Origin of the sequence: Leadbetterella byssophila DSM 17132, from assembly GCF_000166395.1 — a bacterium.
Lineage (GTDB): Bacteria > Bacteroidota > Bacteroidia > Cytophagales > Spirosomataceae > Leadbetterella > Leadbetterella byssophila.
In genome coordinates this window covers 2231255-2245382 of the sequence record NC_014655.1, presented here as the reverse complement: position 1 = coordinate 2245382, position 14128 = coordinate 2231255, and the positions used below count along the sequence as shown (strand labels likewise).

Annotated in this window: 10 protein-coding genes and 1 riboswitch; of the genes, 8 read left to right on the top strand and 2 right to left on the bottom strand. The window is 41.5% G+C overall.

The features are described from left to right. Positions 1 to 150: 150 nt before the first annotated feature. Positions 151 to 2499, bottom strand: coding sequence for a TonB-dependent receptor (locus LBYS_RS10390; RefSeq protein WP_041824533.1), 2349 nt, complete (start codon positions 2497 to 2499; stop codon positions 151 to 153). An 80-nt stretch (positions 2500 to 2579) separates the two neighbouring features. Here LBYS_RS10390 and argB point away from each other — a divergent pair, with 80 nt between their 5' ends. The 4 genes from argB to metE all read left to right on the top strand — a co-directional run bounded on the left by argB (position 2580) and on the right by metE (position 8253). Then, complete coding sequence (gene argB / locus LBYS_RS10385) at positions 2580 to 3389, top strand: acetylglutamate kinase (protein WP_229310405.1); 810 nt, start codon at positions 2580 to 2582, stop codon at positions 3387 to 3389. 1 nt (position 3390) lies between these two features. Next, positions 3391 to 4014 (top strand): PAQR family membrane homeostasis protein TrhA, encoded by a 624-nt coding sequence (gene trhA, locus LBYS_RS10380; RefSeq protein ID WP_187287886.1) that lies wholly within the window; start codon positions 3391 to 3393, stop codon positions 4012 to 4014. A gap of 113 nt (positions 4015 to 4127) precedes the next feature. Next, complete coding sequence (locus LBYS_RS10375; RefSeq protein ID WP_013408832.1) at positions 4128 to 5684, top strand: M20/M25/M40 family metallo-hydrolase; 1557 nt, start codon at positions 4128 to 4130, stop codon at positions 5682 to 5684. A gap of 202 nt (positions 5685 to 5886) precedes the next feature. Then, positions 5887 to 6056, top strand: a riboswitch (cobalamin riboswitch). A gap of 16 nt (positions 6057 to 6072) precedes the next feature. Further along, complete coding sequence (gene metE / locus LBYS_RS10370; RefSeq protein ID WP_013408831.1) at positions 6073 to 8253, top strand: 5-methyltetrahydropteroyltriglutamate--homocysteine S-methyltransferase; 2181 nt, start codon at positions 6073 to 6075, stop codon at positions 8251 to 8253. A gap of 38 nt (positions 8254 to 8291) precedes the next feature. On the opposite strand, the gene LBYS_RS10365 is transcribed toward metE, so the two are convergent. Next, entirely contained in the window at positions 8292 to 9686 is a 1395-nt protein-coding gene (locus tag LBYS_RS10365) for an alkaline phosphatase (RefSeq protein WP_013408830.1), read from the bottom strand. A 106-nt stretch (positions 9687 to 9792) separates the two neighbouring features. Here LBYS_RS10365 and LBYS_RS10360 point away from each other — a divergent pair, with 106 nt between their 5' ends. From LBYS_RS10360 to LBYS_RS10345, 4 genes are all read left to right on the top strand, one after another. Continuing rightward, a complete protein-coding gene (locus tag LBYS_RS10360) occupies positions 9793 to 10470 on the top strand; it encodes a response regulator transcription factor (protein ID WP_013408829.1) in 678 nt (225 codons plus the stop codon). Beyond that, a complete protein-coding gene (locus tag LBYS_RS10355; protein WP_013408828.1) occupies positions 10460 to 11800 on the top strand; it encodes a sensor histidine kinase in 1341 nt (446 codons plus the stop codon). The genes LBYS_RS10360 and LBYS_RS10355 overlap by 11 nt, the downstream gene beginning before the upstream one ends. Before the next feature lie 72 nt (positions 11801 to 11872). After that, positions 11873 to 13072 carry a TolC family protein gene (locus LBYS_RS10350; protein WP_013408827.1) on the top strand — a complete coding sequence of 400 codons (1200 nt, stop codon included), beginning with the start codon at positions 11873 to 11875 and terminating at the stop codon, positions 13070 to 13072. Next, positions 13069 to 14127, top strand: coding sequence for an efflux RND transporter periplasmic adaptor subunit (locus tag LBYS_RS10345; protein WP_013408826.1), 1059 nt, complete (start codon positions 13069 to 13071; stop codon positions 14125 to 14127). The genes LBYS_RS10350 and LBYS_RS10345 overlap by 4 nt, the downstream gene beginning before the upstream one ends. Position 14128 lies beyond the last annotated feature (1 nt).

The window sequence follows — 14128 nt, the reverse complement described above, 5'->3', positions numbered from 1 at the left end:
TCTGGCAATACCTGCTCATATGCCGGTAGTTCACAGAGAGAACATGCGTGAACATCTGACTTGTCTGTATGCAAAAATATCCCGTGCACTGATATCCCTATCAGTGCCACTGCGGCAAAACTTGCAAACAGCCTGAGTAGATATGTCTTCTTAAATAGCAAGACTAAGCGGTACTCTAATTAAGATATTTATATTCGATCCCATTTCAGGAAGATCAATCAATCTATAGAAACTGGTATGGTTTAGATACCTGGTATTTAAAATATTGGTCCATTGAACACTGAATTCCAGGGGCTGTTTCCCCCACTTCAGGTTCGTGCCGGCTGCCATTCCCCAAAGAGTGTATTCAGGGGTTTTCTTTTCCGGTGGAACAATTCGATTTTGGGCTAAAACATGCTTGACATCCGTCCGGAAATAGGTGCTTGTCCAAGGCTTATACGTTAGCTCCATTCTTCCTGAAGGAGGAGGAGCAAACGGCAGAGTGAAACCTTTTTTACTTCCGGAAAGTTGCTCACTGTACAGGTAGTCCCCATTAAATGACAGATCCACTTGTTTTGTTAGGGCTGCTTTGATCACTAATTCTGTACCATAGCGCATCACCTTGCTTTGTTCGTACTGAAAGATCTGATTTCCGGCACCGTATAGGTAGTCGTGATCTGCAGTAGGATTAAGGTAAATGTAATTAGGGAAGTAATTGAAATAGGGCGTGATTTCCCAGTCTATAAGCTTCCCTTTGCCCCTAATACCAGCATCCCATTGGTAACTTTTTTCCGGGTCTAAATCCGGATTCCCTTTTTCATATCGGAAATAGTGATAATTAACCCCATTTGCTGCTAATTCCTTTGCTAAAGGTACTCTAAAGCTGCTTCCCAAATGAGAAGACAGACTCCAGTAATCCCCTTCCTTTCTCCAGCCCAAAGATGCATTAAAACTGGAGAAGTTTCTCTTGGTTTCCTCTACACGAACTACCTTTTCATCGCCTAAGGACGGGAACCAGTCTTGATAAGGGTGAATATGTATACGTGCATGATCAAATCTGAGGGCAAATTGTAGACTTTCTTCTTTATTGATCTGCCATTTGTCGTGCAAGAAAATTCCGGCTAAGTGCTGCTCAAAAGCAGGGATCAAAAAGCCCCAGCCACCTATTCTATTGTGTTGGAATTCGTATTGTGCTCCCCATTGAAGTTCGTGGTTTTGCACAGAAAACTTGTCCTTGATTTGCCCTGAAAGCACTTGTTTGAAGTATTTCCTTTCTAAGTCTCCTTCTTCTGGCGCTGTTACAGGCATGTATCCATGATTCACATAGGCACTATGTTCCTGTCGGTGGTTGATCTGATAACCCAAATCCATCTCCCATTGCCTTTTCTCTCCGTCTCTTTCCGTATGAAATAAGGCTTTGAAATGATTCACTTTTTGGCTGGGCAAGAGGATATCTCGGTGAGACTGGTCGTGCAGCTCACTGTTTACCCTTCGCGGCTCCAGGCCATGGGCATTGGCAAAGAAACCCGAGGTATTGAAGACATTAGAAACAGCTAATCTGTGGTGCCATTTTTCTGTCACTCTCCCTACAGTGAGGTGCAGGTTTCTGTCCTGTCCTGCGGAATTGCGCACGTAACCCTTGGGTAAAAGGACTTCGTAGTCATAAACGAAAATACGTTCTGTAGGTACCTTATAATCTCCGTAATCTCTGAAAGTGACACGGGCATCTGTATACCATTTGTGTTTCCTCATATTGAAGACCAGAGCATTCGTAATGCCCATAGAGTTTGTCATCAAGGCGCCTGTGTAGGTCAGATTTAATTGATGCAATGCTGGGGGAGGAGTGGGATTCACTCGTATGACTCCACCTATGGCATCGGAACCATAGAGGAAGGAGGCTGGGCCTTTCACCACTTCTACGGAGCCCACTGCAAATTGATCTATCTCAAGTCCGTGGTCAGCACCCCATTGTTGGCCTTCATGCTTTAGTCCTCCATCTACTACGGCTACTTGATTAAAGCCTAGTCCCCGGATCTGTGGTTTGGATTGGCCGGAGCCTATATACATGGCATTTACGCCAGGGAGTTTTTCTAAGGTTTGCATCAGGCTGCCACTAAGGTTCTGACGTATGAACTCTTGGTTGACCCAATCGGAGTTAAAAGTGTATTGGCGCTTAGTTTGTTCTCCTCTTTTATCTTTCACCACCACTTCATTAAGTTCATATTTGCTCTCCTCTAAAATGACAGGAGTTAGAAGGGTATCTGATACTAGGTAAACTTCAGTGACCAAGGGTTTATAGTCCACATGTGTAACTAATAACTTATAACGACCTTTCTTTAGGTTTTTGAAGCGGAAATTTCCTTGTCTATCCGTCAATCCCTGTAAGGAATCATTTAGAACCACCAAGCACTGGGATACTCCGGCACCACGGTGTTCTACTTTTCCTCTTAGGGAAAGGTGCTGAGCCAAACTTTGAATACTAGTAAGAAGGAAAAATCCTCCTATAATCCATTTCGTCATCCCTTCAAACATGCAACTATGTTGCAAAAATAGAAGAAGTATTATGAAGGACAAAGTTTTTTTTTCTGGAATTCAGGGGAATGGCTAATTTTACGCTGACAGATAGCAGAGGTATGCAGATAAATGTAATCAAGATAGGTGGTAATGTAATAGATGTGGAGGAGAAGCTTCAGGGATTTTTGAAGTCATTTGCTGCATTAGAAGGTCCAAAGGTGCTGGTTCATGGGGGGGGAAAGATTGCTACTAGAATGGCGGCGGATCTAGGGATAGAGACTAAGATGGTTGAGGGGAGAAGGATTACGGATGCTCCGATGCGCGATGTAGTCACCATGGTATACGGAGGATTGGTCAACAAGAATATAGTGGCTAGGTTACAATCCTTAGGTTGTAACGCTGTAGGCTTAACCGGTGCAGATGGAGGAGCTATACTTTCTATTAAACGACCGGTGAAAACCATAGATTATGGATATGTAGGAGATATAGTGGAGGTGAGGTCTTCTTGGATTCAGAAATTATTGTTGGACGGTGTAAATCCGGTATTTGCGCCTTTGACGTATAGTAAGGAAGGTGAAATTCTAAATACCAATGCAGATACGCAGGCCAGTGCTGTAGCTAAGTCTCTGGCAGGGGAGGCAGAGGTCAATTTGATCTATTGTTTTGAAAAGCGGGGTGTACTTTTGGATGCAGAGAACAATGATTCTGTGATCCCTGTATTGAATTCGGAAGCCTATGCTAAATATAGAGAGCAGGGAGTGATTTATGCCGGAATGATACCGAAATTAGACAATGCTTTTGAGGCAGTCAGATCCGGTGTTAGAAAGGTGATCATCTGTGAAGCGGATGATATCTTACAAGCAGTGCGGGGTCAAGCAGGAACTACTATTGAATAAATTGGAAAGAGCTTTACGCATAGAGATGGCCAATGCCCTTTCACATGGAATAGGGATCATTCTCATTTTGGCTTTTTCTCCTCTTTTGTTCTTAAAAGCACATTCCTCCGGTATCGAATATTTACCTGAGGCTGTTAGTTTGTATGTGTTTGGACTTTTGATGGTATTTACCTTTTCTACTCTTTATCACGCTACACAAAATCCTGTTGCCAAAGGCATATTAAGGGTATTTGATCATATAAGCATCTTTCTTCTGATTGCGGGAACCTATTTGCCATTAGTACTCTTACATGCGGAACCTCTTAGGGCAAAGTGGCTATTAGGTATACAATGGGTGGTAATAGCTGCAGGCTTGGTGAATAAGATTTGGTTTACGGGTAGATTCCGTTTGTTATCGTCCTTTGTATATATAGGACTGGGGGTGATGGTGCTGGCTATGGGTGAACAATTTTGGTCAAATCTCCCTGATGTTTCTTTCTATCTGGTTATTGGAGGGGGACTTATGTATCTCTTCGGTGTTTTGTTCTACCAGATTCGCCGTTGGCAATACAATCACTTTATTTGGCACCTCTTCGTATTGGCCGCAGCTATTTTGCATTTTCTTGCGGTTTACTTTTCATTTTAGGTCTGCTAAAAAGTACTGTTAATCTTCATAATAAGTGGTATAATCTCAAAAGATTTTCTACTTCAAGTTCCTATAGTATATTTAAATTCACTTATTAAACACTATTGAAACAAATGAAGAAGATTTTACACTTAATGCTCTTCGTTGGTCTTTCTTTAAACGCAGTTGCACAGGAGAAGGTGGATGAAGCGGCGGTTAAGAAGATCAGAAAAGAAGGCTTAGAAAACTCGAAGGTAATGGACATCGCGTTCCAACTTACCGATGTGGTAGGGCCGAGGCTACAAGGCTCTCCGGGCTTAATGAAAGCGTCAAAATATGCTGTTAATCAGTTAAAGGAATGGGGTTTAGAGAATGTACAACTAGAACCTTGGGGTGAATTTGGTAAAGGCTGGGAGTTGCAAAAATGCTATGTAGCAATGACCGCTCCATATTACAAACCTATTCTAGCATTCCCTAAAGTATGGACAGCCGGTTCTAACGGACTTCAAAATGCTGAGGTTTTGTTAGTGGATGAATCTGATACTACTGCTTTGGAACAATATAAAGGAAAGTTCAAAAACAAGGTAGTTCTACTTTATTCTGACGCTAAATTGCCTTCAGGCTTCAATCCGGATGTTAAAAGATACACCGATGAGGAGTTAGAGAAGATGGCGAAAGCTGAGATCGTAGTTCGTACAGGACAGCCGGCAGGTGGACCTGGAGGTAATCCTGCAATGCGTGAGATGATCGCTAACATGCGTAGAGCTACTTATATCTCTAATAAAACAAAAGAAATGGCAAAAGCTGATGGTGCTGTAGCCTTCTTAAGTATCAATGCCAGAGGTAAAGACGGTACACTTTTTGTACAGGGTGGTGGTTCATACAAGGCTACAGATCCTGAAAACATGTTGGATTTAGTGGTTTCAACTGAAGATTACTTGTCTATAGCTCGTTTAGCAAAAGCGGGTATTCCGGTGAAGATTGATCTTGATGTGAAGAGCAAGTTCCATACCGCAGACCTTAAAGGATATAACGTAATCGCAGAAATTAAGGGTACTGATCCTAAGTTGAAAGATGAAGTAGTGATGCTTGGAGCACACTTGGATTCTTGGCATACAGGAACGGGTGCTACAGATAACGCTGCAGGTTCATCTGTAATGATGGAAGCAGTTAGGATCTTAAAAGCTTCAGGTTTGAAGCCTAAGAGAACCATCCGTATCGCTCTTTGGAGTGCTGAAGAGCAAGGTCTTCACGGGTCAAGAAACTATGTGAAAAACCATTTGACAGATACTGTTAAACAGTGGAGTAATGCTGCGGGAGAAAAGATCTCCGCTTATTTCAACTTGGATAACGGAACAGGTAAGATTCGTGGTATTTATCTACAAGAAAATGAGGCTGCAAGACCTATTTTCACTAAATGGTTAGAGCCATTCCACGATTTAGGAGCAAAAACTGTAACCATTAGCAATACGGGCGGTACAGACCACCTTTCATTTGACAGAGTGGGTATTCCAGGATTCCAGTTTATTCAGGATCCAATGGAGTACAGTACTAGAACCCATCATACTAACATGGATACTTATGACCATCTCTACCCTGAAGATTTGAAGCAGGCTGCCACTATTGTAGCTTCCTTCGTTTATCATACAGCGCAAAGAGAGGCTAAAATTCCAAGAAAAGAGAAAAAATAATAGAGGTTTAACCAACGTAGTTACAAAATCTAGTTGTTTAATTGAGTTAAAAATTGGTCACCATATTGGTGGCCTTTTTTTTGTTTCTACGTATAGATAAAATATCTGGTAATATATTATTTTGCTTGTTATATAATCTTCATTTTGATTTCTTTTTGAAAAGAATATCTATAATATTGTACAATAGTAGATAAAAAATCTAAATTTGCATTATTGCTTAGGTGAAGGAGCCAGGGAACCGTGTGCAAATCATGGGCTGTCGCGCAACTGTAACTACCTCTTCAAGCCAATGTCCTCGTGGTCCACTGCTCAGGCGGGAAGGACGACAAAGGCGGTAGAAGCCAGGAGACCTACCGGAACCTCAGCGTTTACCTTTAATTTTTTATCTATGAAAACATTGAATCTTGGCTATCCGCGGATTGGTAGTGAAAGAGAACTGAAATGGGCCTCAGAGGCCTATTGGGCGGGGAAGATCTCCCTTGAGGATTTAATTGAAACCGGAAAAAGAATTAGGAGAGGCAACTGGCTCCTTCAAAAAGAACAGGGAGTGGATCTGATTCCTTGTAATGATTTTTCCTTTTATGACCACGTGCTAGACACTGCTTGTATGTTTGGGATGATTCCCAAAGAATACGAAGTCGTCCCTGAGCCATTAGACAGATACTTTGCCATGGCTAGAGGAGATCAGCGCTATGGATTATCTGCCTTAAAAATGACAAAGTGGTGGGATACTAATTACCATTACATTGTGCCAAAACCTGGACAAAAACTTCAGCTTGTGCCTTATAAATTGCTGGAAGAAGTGGAAGAGGCAAAAGCTTTAGGCATTAACGTAAAGCCGGTGATCATTGGGCCCTATACTTTCTGCTACCTCAGTAAAATGGAAGATCGGCTGGAGGAGATCATTCCTCTTTATGTTCAGTTATTGCATATTCTGGCAGAAAAGGACATCCAATATGTACAAATGGATGAACCCGTCCTGGGAGTTAGGGAGGATTTGAACTTCAGTTGGGCATATGACACCTTTGCCCGAGAGAATTCCGCTATAAAGATCATCCTGGCGAATTATTTCGAAGGTTATGGTAAAAATGCCCATTGGATTCTGGATTTGCCTGTGGATACTCTCCATCTGGATCTCGTTCGCTCCCCATATCAGTCGTTCGAACTTTTGAGTAAGAATTCTGATAAAAACTTTTCCTTAGGACTTATAGATGGACGGAACGTTTGGAAGAGCGATATGAAAACCTTGGTTTCGCAGGTGGAGAGAGCTATCCAACTGGTAGGAAGGGAGAGATTATTCCTAGCACCTTCCTGCTCTTTGATTCATGTGCCGTGCGACTTAGATCTGGAGACGGACTTGGACATCAAGTCAAGTTTAGCCTTTGCGAAGCAAAAATTAGAAGAACTCCAAACGTTAAAAGCACATTTCAACGGGGATCTTATAGATCTACTAGCCTTTGATAGGCAAAAAACTGAAACTTCAGAAGTTCAGAATAAAGTATATGCGCTAACCCTAGAAGATGAACGAAGATCTGAACCATTTGATGTTAGAAACCCGAAGCAGAAGGCATTTTTTGATCTTCCGCCATTACCCACTACTACCATTGGATCTTTCCCGCAGACCACAGAGATTCGAAAACTTAGAGCAAATCTGAAAAAAGGCGAAATTTCCCTGTCCACCTATGAAGAAATATTGAAGGAAGAAACCCGGAAATTAATCAAATGGCAAGAGGACATTGGTTTAGATGTTTTGGTACACGGAGAATTTGAGCGTACAGATATGGTGGAATATTTTGGGGAATTGCTGGATGGATTTGCTTTTACTCAAAAGGGCTGGGTGCAGAGTTACGGTTCTCGTTGCGTAAAACCACCTATCATCTTTGGAGACGTGAAGAGAAAAGCTGACATGACTGTGAAGTGGAGCGCATTTGCACAATCCTGCACTTCAAAATGGGTCAAAGGTATGCTGACTGGTCCTGTGACTATCCTACAATGGTCTTTTGTGCGGACAGATCAATCTCGGAGAGATACTTGTTTGCAAATAGCATTAGCGCTTAGAGAGGAAGTATTAGCACTGGAAAAGGCGGGTATAAGAATCATACAGGTGGACGAACCTGGATTAAGGGAAGGATTACCTTTGAGAAAGGAGAACATTAGAACCTACTTGGAATGGGCTACCAGAGCTTTTCGCGTAGCTACTTCCGGAGTGGAACCAGAAACACAAATCCACACCCACATGTGCTACGCCCACTTCAGAGAGATCTTGCCTGCCATCATTTCATTAGACGCAGATGTCATTACATTGGAATGTGCTCGCGCACCTCAAGAGCTTCTGAACACCTTTAAGGAGGAACCATATCCTTATGAAATAGGACCTGGGGTATATGATATTCACTCTCCTAGGATTCCCCATAAAGAGGAAATGTCTCAATGCATTGCGGAGGCCCTAAAGGTGGTGCCTAAAGATAGGTTATGGGTGAATCCCGATTGCGGTTTGAAAACCCGAAAATGGACGGAGGTTGAACCTGCACTAAAGCAAATGGTAGCTGCCGCTAGATCTTTCAGATAACATAGTTTTCTCCCCCAGATTTTTTGGGGGAGAATCTCTTAGAAGGAATTAGGTACTTCTGCTGCCTGTAGCATGAGGTAATGCAGATCCGTGTTCATGCAGTAGGGTTGAAGAAGTTCACTCCCCGGGCCATAGGCAGCTACTTCCACATGATCAGAAGAATGGCTCATACTGATCCAGCCTATATAATTGTATTTCTTTTGAATCTCTGAATAGAGTTTAAACGGCACTTTTTTGTAATTGTACAAACCGTCTTCCCCTCTGACAATATCGTCATAGTAGGATTTTATACTCTTGATCTCCTCATCCGTAGGTGCGAAGCCGTTCGTAGCATGGATGAGGTCTTTGATTTGTGAAGCGGTGGTGTCTTTTGTGATTTGATTCAATAACCACTCATTCGTTTTCTTGTAGTTTCTTATACTATCAAAACCTTCGCTAGCTTTTCCTCCTGAAATGGTTCCTGGATTTGCATTCCCATGATCTGTGGTCATGATGACTAAGGTGTTCTTATCTTTTTCCGCAAAGTCTATGGCCACTTTGATGGCTTCGTCAAAGGCCAGTTGGTCATAAATCAAACCCGCAATATCGTTAGCATGGGCCGCCCAGTCCACTTTACCTCCTTCTATTTGTAGTACAAAGCCATTTTGATGCTTACTTAAGACCTCAATGGCACTTTTAGCCATTTCCGCTAAAGAGGGCGTAGTTTTTTTAAGTTCGGGGTCATTTTCTCGGTCTATGGCATAGGGAATTGCTCCCGAAGAAAAGATAGCTAGAAGAGGTTTTTTTGCAGAGATCTTTTGTAACTCATCTCTACTCTTTGCCACCTCATATCCTTTTGCAGCATAAGCAGCATAGAGGTCTTTTTTGTCTTTCCTATGTTCTGCATTAAAATGTTCATCTCCTCCTCCCATAACTACATCTATACCCAGTTCCAGATATTTTTCTGCGATTTCCGGTTCAGCGTTTCTGCTTTTACTAGTGACGCAGAAGCCCGCAGGGGTGGCGTGTGTAGCGGTAACGGAAGTTACGATGCCTGCTTTTTTGCCAGCTTTCTTGAATTTTTGCCAAATGGGCATGTTTTCCCGCCCATCCGGATGAATGTTTAGGGATCCATTATTTACTTTAAATCCTCCACCAAATGCTGAGCTGCCCGCTGCGGAGTCAGTCACAATGGAGTTGGCAGATTGAGTATCCATCAAGCCTCTGCTGGCCTTACGATCTTTGTATAATTGAATCCAATGGCTACTTCTCCCTAAAGTTCTCTCACAATATAGATTTGCCATGTGTAGAGTACCTGTACTCATGCCATCACTGACTAGGAATATGATATTTTTGGCTTTTTGGGCGGAAGCAGCAAAAAGGGGTTGAGGGCCTATAAGTCCGGTTCCGGCCAGGGCTAGGGAACTATTTCTGAAAAAATGTCTTCTATTCATTATGAAAACTTTGTTTGTTCTAATATACGAATTAAAAAGAGATTTAGACTATTGAAAATGTATCCTTTACAAAGATTTAACAAACATTGCCTTTATCTTTACGTCCATGAATATACTTGTCATAGAGGATGACCCTACTCTAAATAAGAACATCGCTGAAGCATTGCAGGCGGAAGGATTTCATGTAGATGGAGTGTTTGACGGGCTTTTGGCGGAGAGATTTCTATCAAAGAAGGATTACCATACTATTATTCTAGATATTAATCTTCCCGGGAAGAACGGTTATGAAGTCTTAGCCTCATTCAGGGAAAAAGATGAGGAAACTCCTGTACTTCTTTTGACGGCATTCGGTGAGCTTGAAGATAAGGTGAAAGGCTTTGATTTGGGTGCAGACGACTACCTTACGAAACCCTTTTTTATGCGAGAATTGGTACTAAGGGTACAATCTCTCACTAAAAGAAAGCTAAGCGGTATGGGGCGAAAGAATGTGTTAGTTTTTGAGGATATTAGGGTAGATCTGGGGAGGAAGACAGTTGAACGTCAAGGAAAAGAAATCATTTTGACCCCTAGAGAGTTTCAGATTTTGGTTCGACTTTGTCAAACTCCCGGAGAATTAGTTTCTAAAGCAGAACTGATAGAAGAAATTTGGGGCACTACCTTAGAAGTGAACACGAATACCATTGAGGTATACATTAATTTTTTGAGAAATAAGTTGGATAAGCCCTTCCACAAGCAATCCATCAAAACAAAAGTAGGTTACGGATATTATCTACATGAAGATTAGAAATAAGATACTGGTCTATTTCTCTGTGACGGTGATGAGTTTGACCCTCATCTTCTTTGCACTGATCTATTATCTGTTCTCAGAGTATAGGGAGGAGGAGTTTCAGCAGGAACAGTTGAGTAAGATCAAGAATACCATAAGCCTCATAGAAGAATACAAAAAGAAAAGTGCAGAGCTGTCTCAATTGCTGGATGAACAGTATATCAATGATTTTTACGACGAGAAACTATTGGTTTACGATCATGATAAGAGCTTGATCTTTTCCAGTATTGATCAATTGGAAATTTATAGATCTGACCAAATCCTTCATGAACTTTCACCTAATGTACGATGGATAGAAAAGGTTTCTGACCAATACGATGTAGTGGGTGTTTATTTAGAGGTTCATGGAAAGTCCTATTATGCCATTAGTAAAGCTTATGACAATTTAGGGCATTCTAAAAGGGTGTTTTTGGGCAGACTTCTGGTGGGTATGTTTGCATTATTTAGTCTGGTAGTTTGGGGACTTAGCTTACATCTATCTAAACTCATCGCTCAGCCTATCGTTCGTCTCTCAAAGAACATGATGAAAGTGGAGGACTTCGCAAAGGTAGAAGTAGACAGTACTACCCTAGAAATTCAGGATTTGGCTAAAAGTTTTAATGCCCTTTTGGACCGAACTAAAGAATCCTTTGCCTTTCAAAAACATAGTATTCACCATATTTCTCATGAGCTTAAAACTCCCATAGCTGTCTTGGTTTCGGAGTTAGATGCTTTGACACAGGTAAAGGACATTGAAGAGATTAGATCTAAGATCCCAAAGTTGAGAGACAATGCGAAGAATCTGGGAGAGATCATTCACGTATTACTGGAAATCTCCAAAATAGACTCGGGTCAACCTCTACTAAAAGAGAGTTTTCGTATAGATGAGCTTTACTTTGATGTGGTGGATGAACTTCGGCATATATATCCTGCTGCTGTGATGGAATGGAATTATCCGGAAAGAGAATTTCAGGAAGAAGATCTTCTGATTAACGGAAATAGGTTAATGTTTAGACAGGTTCTACAAAATCTCCTGCTGAATGGTATAGCTTATTCCTCTGCGTCAAAGGTTAGGGCAAAGCTAGGGCCAAATAAGGAGTTATTTTTTGAAAACGAAGGGCCTACATTATCTTCTGAGGAGCAAACTCAATTATTCTCACCTTTCTTTAGGGGGGAAAATAGCAGATCACGTCCCGGTTTCGGTTTGGGACTTGCTTTGACTCAGCGTATCCTGAATCTGCATGGAGCCAGCATATCCTATTTTATCCCAAAAGAAGGGATAAACACTTTCCATATTCAATGGACTTAAGTTAATCTTTATTTTTATTAAGGTCTTTTTAAGGTGGTTTGAGGGAATTTTGTACTCTCAAAAATCACCTGTATGAAGCTATTATTTCTTTTTCTACTCTTTACGGATACGCTACATCTTAGCAGATCAGAAGTAGAGCAAAGGTTCCTTCGAGAAAACCTCAGCTTGATGGCGCAGCGTATGCAGATTTCAGAAGCAGAGGCACGCGTAGAGCAAGAGAAAAGATGGCCCAATCCTACCTTGACGATAGATCAATTAAATCTTACTGCACCAAAAGGGCAAGAGGTGGTACCTCCATTGTGGGGAAGTTTTGGTAAAAATAGGCAGTTTGGAGTGGAGTTAGAGCAGATCATTTTTACCGCTAAAAAGAAAAGAAAGTCAATAGCTCTTGCTGAAAGGGAAGTACAATTAGCACATTTAAGTTTTTCAGAGCTTCTATGGGAATCTAAGCTGCAGTTGAGACAAAAGTGTACAGCCGCCCAATCCCTCCGTGAACAGATCTCCTTTCAACAGTCGCATCTTATCGAGGTGGAAAATATCCTCCAAAAAATGGAAGCTCATGTGAGTACCGGAAGGATTCCAAAGAAGGAAGTGGTGCGTATGCGTACCTATCTTTTGGAACAAAAACAAAACTTAGCAGAGCTCATAGCAGAGGAATCAGAAATCCAGTTGCAACTGAAAATTTGGTTAAACACATCTTCTTTTCTAGTGATTACGGATCCTTTAATACCTGACGATTTAGAGGTCTTTGAGGAGAGTGAACGCCCGGATCTGGCCATTAAAAAGGGGCTAGCAGATTATCAAGCCCAAAATCTTATTCACAGAAAATCAGAGCGAATGCCAGATTTGCAATTGAAAGCGCAGTACGACCGTAACGGAAATGCTATGTTAAACTTCTTCGGTTTAGGTGTTAGCATGGATTTACCTCTTTGGGATAAGAAACAGGGAGCCATTAAAGAAGCAGAATGGGCTAAAAAGCGCTCAGAATTAGAAGTAGAGCAAATGGAATGGAAAGTTCAAAAGGAGAAGGAAGTTGCCTTCGAAAACCTTCATAAGGCAAAAGAATTTCTGGATGCATTTTCTGCAGATTTCAGACAGGAACAAAAGGAATGGTTAGAAAATTATCAAAAGCACCTTTTGGAGAGAAATACCACTTTACTGGAATTTCTGGATCAAGCGGAAAGTAGTTTAAAAGCCTTGCAATTATATGTAAAGGCGAAGGAAGCAGTTCGATTAAGATGGGAGGAATATAGATATGTAAAAGGATTATGAAAAGAATATTAGTGGTATTGGCATTTTGGGCTATGGGTTGCGAGAACCAGCCTCAACAAGAGAAAAGAAAGAGCTTTTGCTTAGATGAAAATTTTAAAAACAAGATAGAATTCTACACTACCCGTCTGGAAGAAGTAGTAGAAGGAACCCACCTGACAGGTAGCATCATTGCAAATCCTGAAAAAGTAGTAGAATATAGACCATTGTGGGAAGGAACGGTGGTCAAAACTTATTTCACCCTAGGGGATAAGGTTAGCAAAGGTCAACTTTTAGCTGAGATTCGAAGTACAGAAGGGAATACTTTACAAGCCACCTTAAGTTCATTGGAAAGCAGAATAAAGGCTGCAGAGAGGAAGAAGGAAAATTTAAAGCATCTATTGGCTGACGGTATGGCTTCCCAAACAGAATTGGAAGAAGCAATAGCAGATCTCGAAGTACTAAAATCTGAGAAAGTCAGGGCTCAAACGGAATCCAAGTGGAACCATTCTCAGGAAGGTTATTTTAAAGTTTATGCGCCAACTAGCGGTGTGGTGACAGAAAAGAGTATAAACATAGGAGAACAAGTTGTGGCAGGAGGAGAGCCCATGTTTGTGATCTCAGATCTCGAGGATCTTTGGCTAATGCTTAACATCTATGCTTCTAATGTTCAACGAATACAGGAAGGAATGGAGGTGAGCATAAGTACACTATCCTTCCCGGGCGAACTTTTTAGCGGTAGAATTACCAAGATATCTCCTGCATTTGATGAGGATGCAAGGGTTTTAAAAGCCAGATCCACCTTTGAAAATAGGGGTGGGAAACTCAAACCGGGAATGACAGTAGACGTGACGGCTTGGAAAAAGGCAGGTGAGAGCGCAGTGGCAGTACCGGTCTCAGCATTGGTTTTCTCAGATAACCAATATTACGTTCTAGTGCACCATAGCGACTGTAAAGTGGAGGTTCGTAAGGTTGAAATTGCAGTAAAAAACAAGGAAAAAGCATATCTGTCCGGAGGACTATCAGAGGGAGAAAAAATTATTTCTAAGAATCAATTGCTCGTATTTGAGGCATTATAAG

What these genes read in the sequence shown, in the direction of transcription:
- LBYS_RS10390 (WP_041824533.1), bottom strand. Translation starts at nt 2,499, where the DNA reads ATGACGAAATGGATTATAGGAGGATTTTTCCTTCTTACTAGTATTCAA.
- argB (WP_229310405.1), top strand. Translation starts at nt 2,580, where the DNA reads ATGGCTAATTTTACGCTGACAGATAGCAGAGGTATGCAGATAAATGTA.
- LBYS_RS10375 (WP_013408832.1), top strand. Translation starts at nt 4,128, where the DNA reads ATGAAGAAGATTTTACACTTAATGCTCTTCGTTGGTCTTTCTTTAAAC.
- metE (WP_013408831.1), top strand. Translation starts at nt 6,073, where the DNA reads ATGAAAACATTGAATCTTGGCTATCCGCGGATTGGTAGTGAAAGAGAA.
- LBYS_RS10365 (WP_013408830.1), bottom strand. Translation starts at nt 9,686, where the DNA reads ATGAATAGAAGACATTTTTTCAGAAATAGTTCCCTAGCCCTGGCCGGA.
- LBYS_RS10360 (WP_013408829.1), top strand. Translation starts at nt 9,793, where the DNA reads ATGAATATACTTGTCATAGAGGATGACCCTACTCTAAATAAGAACATC.
- LBYS_RS10355 (WP_013408828.1), top strand. Translation starts at nt 10,460, where the DNA reads ATGAAGATTAGAAATAAGATACTGGTCTATTTCTCTGTGACGGTGATG.
- LBYS_RS10350 (WP_013408827.1), top strand. Translation starts at nt 11,873, where the DNA reads ATGAAGCTATTATTTCTTTTTCTACTCTTTACGGATACGCTACATCTT.
- LBYS_RS10345 (WP_013408826.1), top strand. Translation starts at nt 13,069, where the DNA reads ATGAAAAGAATATTAGTGGTATTGGCATTTTGGGCTATGGGTTGCGAG.